Raw genomic sequence first — 14,584 nt, forward strand, 5'->3', positions numbered from 1 at the left:
AACGTCGATCCTCTGGCATGGCTCACACAGACCCTCGAGCGCATCGCCAACGGCTGGCCAAATAGCAAAATCGATGCTCTCATGCCGTGGAACTACAACGCCTGAACGGCCTCAGCTTCCCGCTTACTCTGGTGGGATTGTCAACGCTGATAGTCTCTCCACCCGTTGCGGTAACGCACGGTATAGGCACCCGTCCATTTTTGACAATCTGAAAAGCAACGAACGCTCCTGTCCTGGGAAATCCTCGTGCGGGCAATGCTTCGTTCCCGCTGGGCAGCGCTCCACCCCACAAAAAGAGGTGTGTGAATGGAGCGCTTTTAACAGTTGAGACTGCCAAATGTCTTAGCTCAGATAATTTCTATCTCAGGAAACGGGAAAATAAACTTTCCGCCATCAGCAAGATATTCGCGCTCTCTTCTTAGAATTCCATCTTTGAAATGCCACGGCAACACCAGGAAATAATCAGGACGCATCGCGCGGGCCTCTTCTTCGGAAACAATCGGAATATGCGTTCCGGGCGTGAATCGTCCAAATTTTTCTGAATTCACTTCAGCAATCACTGGGATTTCAGCCGGAGTCAGCCCGCAAAACTGCAGAACAACATTTCCCTTGGTCGATGCACCGTATCCAAGCACTTTTTTCCCATCGCCGACCAACGTGCGTATGAGATTGGATAAATCTGTTTTGTGCCTGAAGACACGCTCCTCAAAATCGCGAAACGGCTTTGGCGTGCTGAAGCCCATGCGATCTTCCTGATCCAATAGCCAATTGATGACCGGCAGGTTTGCGGCGGGGGAACTGCTTCTTTTATGGGTAGCGGTAACTGCAAAGCTGCCACCGTTGATATTGTTCATAACTACATCGACTACTTTCAGATCAGCTGCATCCAATATTTTGGCTACAACACCCAGAGAATAATATTCGATATGCTCGTGACAAATCGTGTCGTAGGAATTCAACCTAAGCATAGACGGCATGTAGCTTTGTTCAAAGTGCCAGACGCCGTCTGGCGCCAAAATCTCGGCGACTTCCTGAGCGAAAGCAATCGGATTCTCGAGATCGTAGAACATCGCAATTGATGTCACGATTTTGGCCGGTTTGGCACTTGCCGAGCGGAAGGCTTTTGCTGAAAAGAATTCTGGAACGAGCTTCACCTCTTCTGGATAGTAGCTCGAGAATTTCTTGCCCGTCGGGTCGATACCAATACGTGAGAGGCCAGCTGTGGAATAAGCTTTCAATGTCGTGCAATCGTTGCTGCCAATATCGAGCACTACGTCGCCGGCTTTAGGACTTGCCAGTCTTTCCAGATAGCGGACCTTATGAGTCAGATGATCCACCATCGATTGGTTCAGACCTGATCGGTAACCATAGTTGTCGCCGTACATCTCCGAAGGGTCATACGAATGTTTCAGCTGCAAAAGTCCGCTGGAGGCAGACCAAACCAATTCCAGAGGGCCACGGGTGACTGGCTCGTCTGGTGACTTCGGAAACACTCCCGTTAGCGCCTGCATACCGAGATTGAGTACTGACACCAAATCTTCTTTATGCCCTACGCGGCATTCGTTGATAGCCTGGTAACTCACCTGAGCCATGACGATGTTATCCTTTCTTATTGAGCGCTATACGCCTTTCCATGAGCGATTTAAGGCTCACCAATGTCTCTAACCGAGCCCTACATTAGTTCTTTGAGGGTATAAAGACCTCGCAGAGTCGATCCCGAAATTTTTCATACGCAAAATTTTCAAGCGCAAATTCACGTGCGGTCGCGCTGGCAGGCGACCAACTTTCGATTACAGCTTGTTCCATGCCTTCGACATCAAGCTTCATCCAGTGAACATTGCCATCCGTATAGTTTAGGAATAGCTCCGTTAGAGACATACACTGCACATCGATCTTTTTCACCGTGTGGCCATTTAGGCGATGCGTTTCCGCGATATCGAATTTGCCGGTGCTCATGCCGGCTTCTTCAAATTCATACAAAGGAGTATTGGCTGATCCCCGACCCACGGCACCTTCGATGACGATTTCATCCGGACGTGCAATACGCAGCCTTTCACAACAAAAATGGATGGGTTCGACGTGGACGCCACGCCTTCCATTTCGGTAGAAAGCTTCACTTACAGAATCGATCAGAAGATCTTGCGCTCCTATATCAACGTAGAAGTCGCCGTTTACATGTTTAAGGGCACGCGAAAGAATGACATCCTCAAAATTCTGAGCGCGGGAAATCAATGTCATAGAGGAATGCCAAGCAATCATATTCTTTTTCCGCAAGCTGTTTTGGAGAACATGCGTCATCGTGCTGGATGAGCCCACTAAATAACGTGTATCTTACTAGCATGCCTCAAAGCGCTCCAAAAAAGACCGTTCCTTCCGCTCAGTCTGTGACGGCTACAATAATCAAAACCGTCCTCAACCATCTACTAAAACAAGTCTTAGATACCCACTCTCTTGGCAGCAGGCTATACACCGAAGCGGCGAAAGCCGTCAATCCGAATGGATTTTGAACACAGCGACCATGGGTGAGCTCTGTGTGCGACAAAACCTAGTGTATAACGAGCTAAAAAACTCTTCATCCAAGGAGTCCAGTGGCAAGAAATCGCCAGGCGATCCTTGCGGGCATATCTCGATCCGGAATATCAAGGGGCAACCATTCCTGGAAGGAATTCGTGCTACACACTGCACGGACGGCCTATCTGGAATGCAAGCACCCCGGTATAGAACTATGCCCGCAACAATGGTCAGGGCTTGATCCCAGGACGTGTCGACAAAACGATGCTTGGCCGCGTCTTCGTCTTTGGCTACCAGCGTGGCATGGCGATCATCCAACAGGGCGCTTTGGGTACTCTGCCTACTGGTACTGTCGATCTACTTCGTTGTAGCACCTTCGATGCAGTCTCTTGCGGCCTGTCCAAGTTGCGGCAGGTGCCAATAACGTCACAGCATGGTTTGGTGCCATTGATGTCGCTTAGATCCTGCCGGTCTCATTGCTACTGAGCCGTTCATCTGGTGCCAGGGTGATGCTGAATTGGCCAATGTGACCATCTTCCAACACAGTGACAGTCACACTTTCCAACCGGACTGGTGGTACCGTCAATTTTCCGTCAGGCAACCTTCGTGTCACTGTCCACAAAACAATATGAGACTAGTGTTCCTGTTCTATCTAGATAATACCTTGCCGCTTCCAGTTTATGCAGCTAGAAGCGGGCTCCAATATGAGCGGATGCGGGATGAACGAAAACGAAATTCTTATCATATTTGACATGCGGTGCCTGCAAGACTCGTCCTACAAATACCGCGGCGTAGGCAGGCTTTCGGCCAACTTAGTCCGATCGGTGTGGCGACTAAGAAAGAAGTATCAAATTTCAACTCTCGGTCTTATTGATGCGGGCTTTCCCCCTCTGGAAGAGGGCTTTCGATGCCTTGTCGATGAAGTAGTTGATAACAGCTACATAGTCTCGGAAGGTCGATCGATCGTCTTTATCGAATTGTCTCCCATGACGCACGATCCGCTGTTCGTAGCGCGCATGCTGAACGATGCAAACATCCTCAGGATTGCTGTCGTATATGACTTCATTCCCATGCTGAAGCCGGAACGATATCTGCCTAAGGCATCGGATCGGCTTCACTACGACACCCAACTCATCTGGCTTTCGCGCTACGATCATTTCTTTCCAATATCGCAGTATACTGCCGATGAGCTGCATCGAATTTTGCAAATCGATCCATCTAGGATTACAAACACCGCCGCGCCGGTGGACAGTGCCTTTGAACGGCTTTTCTCATCGGCCGTCAGAGAAAGGCTGCCCAAGAGATACGTGCTTGCCTGCGGTGGTGCCGAGCCCAGGAAAAACATCGAATGCCCGATCAAGGCCCACGCGGGAAGTCGCGCGGTGCAAGACGCGCAAGTTGCTTTGGTTGTTTCCGGAAATTATCCACCCGAATGGCAGGCGAGATTGCGCGATCTCTACGTTGGCAGTGGTGGGAAACCGGAGCTTTTGTTCTTCACGGGTTTCGTTGACGAAGGCGATCTTGTTGCAATTTATCGAGATGCAGTTTGTGTGATTGTAGCTGCACACATGGAAGGATTTTCAATCCCTGTCGTTGAAGGCATGGCTGCCGGCGCCCCAGTCATCGCTTCCAATATACCTGCACACGTCGAACTGGTCGAGCGTGGCGATTTGATGTTCTCGGCCGACGATGTCCAAGAGGCCATGGCTAAGTTGGAAATGCTGGTGGGCGATGAGACACATCGTGCTTCGGTCATCGAAGATCAGTCAACACGCTGGCAACGATTTCGAGCTGACACCATAGCAAACGAATTCTGGGATTCCGTGGGTGGCCTACTGACTCCTCGGAAACCTATGATACATTTCAACGTCAACAGAGGCAGACGCCCTCGTATTGCGTTTCTCACCCCTATGCCGCCCGACAGGTCGGGAGTTGCGGATTATTCCGCAGCGACGATCAAAGAGCTAGGCAAGCTAGTTGACGTTGACGTGTATGCGAGGGCGATGCTGGCGGCAACACCCGAAGGTGCTGCAGTCGCTAACGTAATATCAGCATTCCCATTCGTTTCGCCTCAGTACGACAGAGTTGTCGGCGTCGTCGGTAATTCGCATTTTCATCTGGAGATATTCAATTCTCTGATGCGTTACGGAGGAGCTTGCATTGAGCACGACAACCGTTTGCTCGGGTTTTACCGAATACTTCATGGTCGGGAGCGAGCTCGACAAGTAGCCGAGATGGAACTGAAGCGCGCCGTAAGCGGTCACGAAATCGACAGTTGGATGGGGGATGAGTCGTTGCTTGAAGCGACTTTTTTGGGGGAATTGGCAAAGTCATCAACGCCGCTTTTTCTGCATTCGAAAGTGACGACCGATCTTGTCAATGAGAGGCTCAACGCGAGCGCGATCCATCTGCCATTTTCGATCTATCGTCCCTGGACATTTGATCCCGTTGATCTCGCCATCAAGAAAAGTGCGCGGAAGCGGCTTGGGATGGAGGACGGAGAATTTGCGATTGCTTCATTTGGATATATTCACTCGAACAAGGCGGTCGAGGAAATAATGTGGGCGATTGATCTTCTCCGTAGCTGGAACATACCAGTAAAGCTCTATTGCGTGGGAGGATGGGCAACCACTGATTACCAACCGTTTTTAGACTTGCGCAGTCGGTTGGGATTGGACGAAACCGTCGTGTTCGCATCGGAGTACACCAGCGATGCCAAATATCGTGACTTCCTTTTGGCTTCCGACGCTGGAATACAGCTACGAACTCATTTCCTAGGCGGACTATCGGGCGGCCTCCTCGACTGCATCGCGGCAGGTCTCCCGACCGTTGCAAACGATGATATGGCGGAAGCAATGGACGCCCCTTCCTATGTAGTGCGTGTTCCGGATCACCCAAGTCCTGTCCTGATTGCGGAGGCGCTGGCCGAAATTTCAGACCGCACTCGGGATCGAACAAAGCTTAGAGGAGAAAGGGTTCACTACTCCAACGATCACAGCTTTGAGCGATATTCAGAATTGCTGTGTCAGTCACTTGGATTGGATACAAAGGTCCGTTCGAAGCCGAAGACTAAGGAAGCCGCGCCGTGAATCGATCACCGATTTTCATCGATCTTACAAACCTTGTAGCGAATCCGGTGCGATCCTCTATCCATAGAGTGGAGCGCGAGATTATACGTTATTGGCCGGGAGCCGCTGAGCTGGTTCCATGCCTGTTTGATAGTGCTATAGAATCGTTTGTCGAGGTGCCAGCTGATCGCTTGCGAGTGATTGTGGATGATATCCCGGGCGACGTCGATAGTCCTCCCACTCCCGTTAGAACAAAACCGATCTCGACTGATGACCTCGCCCAAGGCCTCTTTAATCCAGAGGTCTTTTACGATCATGCTCGCTTGGAAGCCTATAAAAAATTGTGTCTGCTACCTCAGTCTGGCGTTAAGTGGCTGGTATACGACTTCGTTCCGTATTTGCGTCCGCAGGATCGGCCGTGCCGGACAACCGAACGGTTAATGCCCTATCTTCGAGTTCTTCGGGAGGTGCCTCAGGTATCCTTTATCAGTGACGTCGCGCGCGTTGCTTATATTGATCGGATTGTGAGGTTACACGATCGGGCTGGTCCGGTAATCCCCCTAGGCGGCGACGGACTGGGGACATCGAAAAACAAATTCGATAGCGGAAAGCGAACGTTCACGTTTATCGGGGAGATCGAGCCTCGACAAAACGTAGCGGCAATCTTGTTGGCTTTTGAGAAACTCTGGGATGCCGAAGTCGATGCCTCGCTTATGATAGTAGGTAAAGTCGACCCTCAAGCACCTGAGGAGGCCGCAATACTTGAGCGCCTCAAAGGTAGAGCACAATTCACCCACGTAACGGAAGCGACGGAAGAAGCTTTGCGGGAAATTTTGAGCGGATCAAGGGCTACAATATCGGTCGGATCCGCTGATGGATTTGGCGTCAGACCGTATGAGAGTCTTTGTGCCGCCGTCCCAGTAATTGCGTTGAAGGGAATTCCTAGCCTTGATTTGATTTCACCGGGTGGGCGTCTTACGATTGAGAGGGCAAGTCCAGAGTTGATTGCAGACGCTGTAATCACCCTGCTAAATGATCGCGTTGCAGAAAAACTTCGGGATGAGGCGTCACTGCTAGAAGTTCCGACATGGAACGGCTTTGTTAGGCAGCTCGCCGCTTGGGTTCAGCATGAAGGAGTAGAAAAATGAACACGGAAGCAACGTCACCGTTCGAAGGAGCAACGATGGTCAGCTACGCGCAAAATCATGAAGACGTTCTGCTGAATCGTGTTTTCAGAAACGTGACCGATGGCTTCTACATTGATATTGGAGCATATCATCCGACTGTAGGGTCGGTGACCAAAGCTTTTTATGACCGTGGATGGTCTGGCATCAATGTAGAGCCCGGTGATGTCTTCGACGAACTTCAGGGAGCACGACCCCGCGATACAAATATAAAGGCGGCGGTCGTCGATAAAGAAGGCGAAGTTGATTTTTTCCAGAATGCCGTTGATCCTGGGACATCCCGCGTTGCAACCGGGATCACGCCAAGCGAACCTGAATCTGAAGGCGAGACTACCCGCGTCAAGGCCGTCACATTGGACAACTTGGTAGCGGAGCACGCCTCAAAAAGAACGATTAACTTCCTGAAGATCGATGCTGAGGGCTCTGAAGCCGCAATCATTAATTCAACCAACTGGCGGGTCGTTCGTCCGCAGGTTCTTGTGATAGAGGCGACTGCCCCTTGGTCGAACCGTCTAATCAATCAGGAGTGGGATTCCACACTCCTCGCTAACGATTTCATTCGCGTGTATTTCGACGGAATTAACGTTTTTTATGTTCGAAGTGAGGACAAATCGCTTCGATCCTTATTCAAGCTACCGGTGAACGTGTTGGACAACTACACGCTATTCGATACGGAATTTGAGAGGATGAAGGTTGAAAACTTAAATATCCAAAAAGATCTGGAACAACTTTCAGCCGAACGAGATGAGCTTAGGGCGGAAATAGAAAAGGCCAATGAGCGTGCGGAGTATCTTGCAGACTCTCTCGACTATTCTCGCGACGAAGTCGGCCGCTTGAATTCCCAAGTTCTCGATTTAACAGGGCTCCTTCATCTCGAGAGAAAATCACTGGCAGCATCGACGGCGCGCGCTGTCCGCTACGATAACATAGTCAATAATTTACGCGATCCTGGCGGTCCCCGCGCGCTGCGCCTTGTTCTTCCGTTGGCCCGCTTGATACGAAAAATTCAGCGAGCATTTTCTGCTAAGTCTGATAATCCAACTGCGTTGAGTCATTCCGTAGTTGCAGTAGAAACTAGTCGTCCTCCAGTTCCTGCCGCCTCTAAGACTCCCCCACAATCAATTTTGAAGAGGGCTGCCGTACGCACCTATAACGTCATTTTGAGACCATTTGTTCGGCCTTTTATGTTGCGCTTGAGGACATTTTTCACGCAGCCGGTCAATGACCTTCGCAACGAGATTCTGAGCAATAACGAAGAATTAGGCAAGAGCTTCAAAATGTTGGCCATCACAATCTTATCGCAGCCACGGCAATGAACCGATAAGAGCTGAATGGGTTCGGGTGCCTAGCTAGCGATCTCAGATAGCCATTGTTGGGCTGACTTTTCGGCAGTGAAACTGCGTTTCGTATCGATCGCTTGGTGAGTCAGCCAAATCTGCATGATCCAATCGTGCACCTGCATTGCGGTGTCTCGCCAAACCGGCAGATCAGCAGCGGCGGCTTGTTTCCAAACTCGCTCTGCCTCGGCATCGTCCAGCATTGATTTAACGGCGTTTGCAATCTGATCTGGGGACTTTGGCCTAAATCTAATCTGACCCGTTTCCGGAAGCCGCCGAGTGCTCGGCATCGTCTCGCTCACGATCACCGGAATTCCGGCGTAAAGGCTTTCGATAGCAGGAAGACCGTATCCCTCAACGGTGCTTGCTGCGATTGTTGCGCGCGCGCTGGATAGTAGTTTGGCCACTTCGTCGTCTGAAGCGCTTTCGTAGTGATGGAAGTAAGGAACGGACGCAGATAGTTCCTTGACCATTCGGGGGAGCGCTGCGTTTGTGTGCGCCGTGTTGCGTCCGACAAAGACTAATTCAGCAGGCACGTCTGTGTCCCACAATCGTTGGAAGGCACGCAAAATATCAATCTGACGCTTGCGCTCCTCTATTGATCCCAGACACACAAACGACTTGCGTGACGGATGGAAGTGCTGTCTCTCAATAATTATCCCATCTGCCCCGAGGTGAAGAACAGGAAGCGGCCATGGCCTTGAGCCAGCGTACCTTTCATAGGATTCCTTGGTTTCCTGGCTGATGTGGGCGGTGTATGCCATTGAGAAGATAAGTCTGAAATAAGCTTCAAACGGGGACATATCCTTAATGCCGAACAGCTCTGGGTGGGTCCAAGGCAAGATGTCGTATACGATTGCAGCAGTTTTTGCTGGGTTAGCGTCAAGTCTTTCTCTGTAAAATGCAATTCTTGAGGGATCATAGAACACTTCGGGAATGAGTATGAGATCATCATCGCTCACGAGCTCACCCGGTAGTCGTGCCATGATCTCCGCTGCATTAGCAGCCTTTTCCTCGGTTGACTTCGTGATATCATCGTCAAATGCGGAGGCGAATGCCGCCGTGGGCAATTTTCGCAGGGCATTACCAGTGCGATCGAAATAGCAGGCCATGAGAGCGTCGGGCCAGTGAAGGAAGATTTCTCGAACCGTGCGTTGAATACCGGTACCGACGGGATTCGAGACGAATTCTGTGATGTCAGCGTATATCATTGACGGTGCGCCCTGAATATGCCGCGGTTCGAATGGAAAGGGTGTACGATAAATTCTACTGTCGTGAATCCTACGTCCTTTAACATCGCTATGACACATGTGGGGTTGGGACCCCACCAGTTGGTATGGTCATTGGCCAATTCGTTTGTGGGATAAAACACCATTGCGGGCCTCCCGTAGTCTAATGCATCTAAATGAGTTTCTACAATCAACCATTCCTTGGCGAGGGTCGATACCTGCTCAAGCACTGCAAATGGATGACGAAGATGGTAGAATACACCTGCGAAGAGAACCACGTCGAATGCCCCGACAGATTCTGAACTTAGTTCAGGAAGGTCAATGTCCAAAACTTCAACTGCTGGCGCCAAATGGGCCCGCGCTAATTCGAAGGCCTCCCGTTTACCCCAGCATTGATCCGACCACGCAAAATGATCTGTTGCTAGAACCCTTGATGCCCCACGATTGAATGCCTCGAAACTGTTGAAGCCGTCCCAAGCTCCAATGTCTAAAAATGTCTTTCCGTGAACGATGCGGTCAAAGTAAATAGCCGCCTGTGCTTGCAGCACTTCGATGGGTGTATTCCCCGGTGCGAGGACCCCGTTCCCGAAGTCGATTTGATGATGCCATGGGAGCGAATTTACCCTTCTCTGAAGCTCTTCCAAGTACTCTGGTATGGTTTCGTTCGAGACAGCTGCATTAGGTTTGTCTTGCAGGACTGTCCGACCCAGCGCGCGTTTTAGAAGGCTCATAAGTTCTCTCCCCCGTGAGTTTCTCGTTGAACCACACCACACCTAAGAAAACAACGCCTGATCGGAGCGCAAGTACCAGACAGCCATGACCATGTCCTCACCCTACATCTTCATCATCCGGTATGTCAGAGTTGAGATAACGGCCGGAACCAACAAGTGGCTACGCGCTTTTTCCATTGGTTCGCCGTTTCAATCTTCCGCCGAACCATCTCATGCGTCTCACAAACAAGTGGCGGGCCGGGCTGGACTTCTGTCTAACATTGCTCTCCCGGCCTTCTTACCTACGTCTTGTGCTTCATTCTCGCAATGTCGATCAAGGTAGGCAAGCATGGAATGATCGTCCGCACACGCGGAATCGCTAAGCGCGACTAGCGTTTCAATAATTGGTCAGGTTTCGCGCACGAAGGTCGGCAGCTAACCGATCAGATCGGGGAAGCGCGCTACTGCGTTCAGGACGGCGCAGGTGCCTACAGCGGCAGCCCTCTATTCAAATCCAGCATGACCTGTCGCCGCGGCTCGGGCACGTTCTCCACGATCTCCGCCGGCCACTCCTTCACGATTCCAGCATGCCGTGCCCAGACCGGTCGGTGCGAGAAGAAGAACGAATGCCGCGTACTATCCGACGTGTTCGCGTCGCCGCAATGCGCAACAAAGCAGTGGAAGATTAGCGCGTCCCCTGCATTCACGAGCAGCATCTTCGCCTGGTCGAACATGTAGTCAAGGTTGGTGGTCGGCACGGAATTGAAACGCCGGTGGCTACCCGGCACGACCCAGAACGGCGCGTGATGCTCGGTGAGCGTCGTCAGGTGATAGGCCACGTTGACCCAGCAGGCGCACGAGTTGCGGTAGTCGCCGATCTCTTCCCCGCCGCCGTAATCCATATGCAGCACCTGCCGCCCGGGGCGCATTTTGCTCTCAGCCACCGGCTTGACCCGCGTATAGGCCGCCTTGAAGAACTTCACCGGCGTCTCGAACAGGTGCTCCAGGGTGGCGGTGACCTTCTCATTGCCGACAAGCTCAAAGATGCTGTCTGCCTTCCAGAAGTCCTCAGTCAGCTCGTCGATCTCGCCTTCCTTGGCCTCCAGGGCGGACACGATCTTAAGGACAAGGGGCTGAGGAACAGCATCAGGAATTACGAGAAAGCCGTTGGCGTTGAAGTAGTCCTGCTGCTGCTCGGTCGTCATCGCCGCCCAGTCTTCAACGATCAAACGCGAGCGCGGTGGCGCCGGTGTCTCAACAGCGGCGCGCGGCTTCAGAATACGGTCGAGAATGCTCATGCGTCCTCTCTGGTGCTGGGAGAGCCTAGTATGGGTTTCTACCACCCCATACTCAAAAATCCATGTCTTCTCGCGCCTGAAGGAAAGGCGCGCAAACCGATACCCATGATCTCGCTGTCCTATTTCGTATAGCGCTTATCTCCGGGCACGGCGCCGTCAACCACTCGCTTGGCTAGCTTTTCCGAAGCCATCTTGTCCAAGATCGATCCTTCATTCCTTCGGGTCGCCACCACAAGCGAAACTGCTGCACAGCGCTATTTTGTAGCGCTGTGCAGCGAGAGTATAGCTGCGTGCCTTTGAAAATCAAAAGCTTCAGCCAGTTTGTGCACAGCTCTATGCAATGGTAAGAGGGATGGAGAAATGTAGAACCAGCAAACTCTCAATCAGTTGGTCCCAGGGGGTTCGACCGACTGATCCACAAGCAGCAGCAGGGTCGCTTTCGCAGCGCCTCGGGGCGCACCTGCGCACAGCGACAGGGCCAAACCCCGACGCCAACCAGCGCCGCGCCGCCGCGAGGGCGGTCCGGATTGCACCCTCGCTCTTTTTCGGGCGGCTGCCCGCCGCCGTTCATTCAAAAGGTGGGCTTTTTTGTTTTGTCCGCTGCATATATACGATACAGCCATCGATTTCTTCATGGGATGATTGCATGACTGCCGAACGCGATGTTAAAAAAGTTGTCAAAACTCAATTCGTTCCGAAAAAACAACGTGGAGATATTCTTCAGGTCAATGCTGCTAAGGTAACAGCTGTCGGCCTATTCGTCACGCATCGCGGCCAAAGGTGCGGCGTCTGGCAATTCGGGTCGCGGCTGCACGAGGCGCTGGCTGCCGACGGCAGGATCGAATGGTACTATGTGGAGTGTGCCGACTTTCAGGAGTTTCAGACAGCAGCAGTGGCTACCAAGCCTGACGTCATTCTGGCAAACTTCCACCCTTCCACAATGCCCTGGGCAGCGGAGGGGCTAAGGGCCGATGGCGCCGTCAGCTTCTCCGTATTCCACGAGGCGAGCCGGGCATCGATCGCGGCGCTCCAGAATCGGCCGTTTGACATACTGCTTTGTCCTGACCCGACGCTGATTGCGAATGATCCTGGTATCTTGGCTGTGCCACGTTTCATGCCGACGCCAGTGAAGCAGTTGCCGCCAGTCCCGAGCGTTTTCACCGTTGGTTCCTTTGGCTTTGGTACGCCAGGGAAGGGATTCGAGAAGCTATGTGCATTGGTCAACGCGCAGTGCAACGATGCGCGAATCCGCATCAACATCCCGCCGCACGACTATCCGACAATAGTCTCGCCGGAGGAAATCACCAAGATCGTCGATGCGTGTCGGGCCGCTGTCACTCGTCCCGGCATAGAGCTCGACATCACACACAATTTTCTTGATGAACCAGGTCTCCTCGACTTTCTTGCCACAAATTCGATCAATGCGTTCCTTTACGATGATGCTCCGGGTCGTGGGATCTCAAGTTGCACGGACTACGCTCTGGCGGCCGGTCGGCCGATTGCAGTGACACGCACGTCAATGTTCCGTCACCTGAGCGGCGTCAACCCGTCGATTTGCGTTGAGGACCGCTCGCTTGCTGCCATCGCTGAGAGCGGGACAAACGCCCTTGAACATTACCGAGAAACCTATGCGGCCGCGGCCGCGGGTGCCGCTTGGAACTCGGCGATTCTTGGCGCGCTTGCGACACGGCGTATGTCCCGGGGCGTGCCCGACGGTCGTGGCTTCAACAAGCTACTCGACGATCGCTCTCGCGCCGCCTATTCAGGCCCACTTGAAGATCTGCGGCGACTGGCCCCAGATATGTTGGAACGTAAGATTGAGCGGGCGAACATTCAGCAGGCGTTCGCCCTCGACGCGGCCCGGCGTCTTGCCGAACGCTTCGTAGCCCCTCGCGTCCTGGCGATCGGATCGTTCGAGGACACGGCCGTCGCGAGCCTCAAGGCCCTCGGCTACCAGATCGTTGAGGTGGACCCGCAGGTTGACGGACGAGACCTCGAAGAATTCTATCGCGACCCTTCCGCCGGGTCGGAATTCGACATCGTTTTGTGCGTCTCTGTGCTGGAGCATGTTCCCGACGACGAGGCGTTCGTGCGTCAAGCTGCAGCCTTGCTGGCGCCAGACGGCATTGCCATCTTCACAGTGGATTTTTCGGAGCGTTATCCCGAGACTGGCCTGCGGCCGGCCGCTGATCAGCGATTGTATACTCAACACGATCTGCAATCGCGGCTGATGGGCCTTCTCCCCGACTGCGCTCTGATCGATCCGCCAACTTGGTCGGATGGCGCCGAGGACTTCGAATATGAGGGTTGTCACTATGCCTTCGCTACCTGGGTATTCACGCGGCTGCCGGCGGAGATCATGCGTTACGCCGAGTCGCTCAAGCGAGAGTTGGGTGGTCCTCCCTGGAAAACTTTGTTGGCAGGTGAACAACTACTCTATGAGCGCCGCCTCGCGGCGTTGGAGGACGCACTGGGAGTGGAGGTCCAGCGCACCGAGCGTCTGACTTCGTCAAATACGGCGCTAGAGAACGCGCTGGGAGTCGAGCTTCGGCGCATCGAGCGTCTGAGAATGGACTTGCGAATGGATGACAGCCCTAGAGCTTTACGGGCGGTCCTCCCATTGGCGCGGGTCATTCGCAGCCTAATGAACCTAGGGCGTTCCTCGCCTCCGCCCGGATCTTAAGTAGTGACATCTTACAATACGCCGCCGGAAACGTTGATGAAGACGACGTTGAGTTTTTCGTGGTCGATTCCCACGGTGCGCCTTATTGTGATGGTCCTGTTTCCTATGAAAGCTACTCTAGTCCGGTATCAAGGGGAAATACGCTGAGTTACGAGAAACCAGCCCCGTTAAAACGAGCCTCAAAACTATCAAAGTCAGGGTTCGGAGGCTGGATACAATTCTCGCCGATCATGAGCCGCAACTTCGCCGCGTAGATATCTTAGCTGTTGATGTGGAAGGTTGGGAACTGAATGTGATGCGGGGATTTAGTCTGAACCGATACCGTCCCATGGTAGTCATTCTCGAGAACCTTTTTGATAGTCCAGATTACGTCGAATACATGAAGGGCTGTGGGTATAGCCTTTGGTCCAAGCTTCCGCCAAACGACATTTACGTCCGCGACCAATCACAAATTGCGAACGCGTGGGGTGCAGTGAAGCGAAGGCTCAAGCTCGCATAGGTGATCTCCGGCGATCGTTCTCGGCGAAGGCGACCTCCGTTTTCCGTCAGCTTACTCAAGGGACG

General features: G+C 52.7%; 11 protein-coding genes. 6 read left to right on the forward strand and 5 right to left on the reverse strand.

The annotated features are described in order from the left end of the window. The coding region (locus CU102_RS23035) for a transposase domain-containing protein (RefSeq protein ID WP_146146483.1) at nucleotides 1-105 on the forward strand (105 nt) is incomplete at its 5' end. A 242-nt stretch (nucleotides 106-347) separates the two neighbouring features. Here CU102_RS23035 and CU102_RS23040 read toward each other — a convergent pair. Further along, the gene (locus CU102_RS23040) at nucleotides 348-1,592 is read right to left on the reverse strand and encodes a class I SAM-dependent methyltransferase (protein ID WP_106713434.1); all 1,245 of its coding nucleotides are present in this window, start codon (nucleotides 1,590-1,592) and stop codon (nucleotides 348-350) included. A gap of 85 nt (nucleotides 1,593-1,677) precedes the next feature. Further along, nucleotides 1,678-2,259, reverse strand: a complete 582-nt coding sequence (locus CU102_RS23045) for an FkbM family methyltransferase (RefSeq protein ID WP_166648396.1) — start codon at nucleotides 2,257-2,259, stop codon at nucleotides 1,678-1,680. 971 nt (nucleotides 2,260-3,230) lie between these two features. On the opposite strand from CU102_RS23045, the gene CU102_RS23050 reads away from it, so the two are divergent. The 3 genes from CU102_RS23050 to CU102_RS23060 are packed head-to-tail and all read left to right on the forward strand — an operon-like array spanning nucleotide 3,231 to nucleotide 8,079. Next, on the forward strand, nucleotides 3,231-5,600 hold the full coding sequence (locus CU102_RS23050) for a glycosyltransferase (protein ID WP_166648395.1): 2,370 nt from the start codon (nucleotides 3,231-3,233) through the stop codon (nucleotides 5,598-5,600). Next, nucleotides 5,597-6,727, forward strand: a complete 1,131-nt coding sequence (locus tag CU102_RS23055; protein ID WP_133624500.1) for a glycosyltransferase — start codon at nucleotides 5,597-5,599, stop codon at nucleotides 6,725-6,727. The genes CU102_RS23050 and CU102_RS23055 overlap by 4 nt, the downstream gene beginning before the upstream one ends. Then, nucleotides 6,724-8,079, forward strand: a complete 1,356-nt coding sequence (locus CU102_RS23060; RefSeq protein ID WP_106713438.1) for an FkbM family methyltransferase — start codon at nucleotides 6,724-6,726, stop codon at nucleotides 8,077-8,079. Before CU102_RS23055 ends, CU102_RS23060 begins: the two co-directional genes overlap by 4 nt. A 29-nt stretch (nucleotides 8,080-8,108) precedes the next feature. On the opposite strand, the gene CU102_RS23065 is transcribed toward CU102_RS23060, so the two are convergent. From CU102_RS23065 to CU102_RS23075, 3 genes are all read right to left on the reverse strand, one after another. Continuing rightward, nucleotides 8,109-9,311 (reverse strand): glycosyltransferase, encoded by a 1,203-nt coding sequence (locus tag CU102_RS23065; protein ID WP_166648394.1) that lies wholly within the window; start codon nucleotides 9,309-9,311, stop codon nucleotides 8,109-8,111. Then, nucleotides 9,308-10,060, reverse strand: a complete 753-nt coding sequence (locus tag CU102_RS23070; RefSeq protein WP_106713440.1) for a DUF1698 domain-containing protein — start codon at nucleotides 10,058-10,060, stop codon at nucleotides 9,308-9,310. The genes CU102_RS23065 and CU102_RS23070 overlap by 4 nt, the downstream gene beginning before the upstream one ends. A gap of 467 nt (nucleotides 10,061-10,527) precedes the next feature. Further along, the gene (locus tag CU102_RS23075; protein WP_106713441.1) at nucleotides 10,528-11,337 is read right to left on the reverse strand and encodes a phytanoyl-CoA dioxygenase family protein; all 810 of its coding nucleotides are present in this window, start codon (nucleotides 11,335-11,337) and stop codon (nucleotides 10,528-10,530) included. 646 nt (nucleotides 11,338-11,983) lie between these two features. Between CU102_RS23075 and CU102_RS23080 the strand changes: the two genes are divergently transcribed. Together CU102_RS23080 and CU102_RS31165 are read left to right on the forward strand one after the other, a co-directional pair. After that, nucleotides 11,984-14,020 (forward strand): methyltransferase domain-containing protein, encoded by a 2,037-nt coding sequence (locus CU102_RS23080; protein ID WP_166648393.1) that lies wholly within the window; start codon nucleotides 11,984-11,986, stop codon nucleotides 14,018-14,020. 127 nt (nucleotides 14,021-14,147) lie between these two features. Beyond that, nucleotides 14,148-14,519: an FkbM family methyltransferase gene (locus CU102_RS31165; protein ID WP_106713443.1), complete on the forward strand. Its 372-nt coding sequence runs from the start codon at nucleotides 14,148-14,150 to the stop codon at nucleotides 14,517-14,519. Nucleotides 14,520-14,584: the final 65 nt, after the last annotated feature.

Origin of the sequence: Phyllobacterium brassicacearum, assembly GCF_003010955.1 — a bacterium.
GTDB classification, from domain to species: Bacteria; Pseudomonadota; Alphaproteobacteria; order Rhizobiales; family Rhizobiaceae; genus Phyllobacterium; species Phyllobacterium brassicacearum.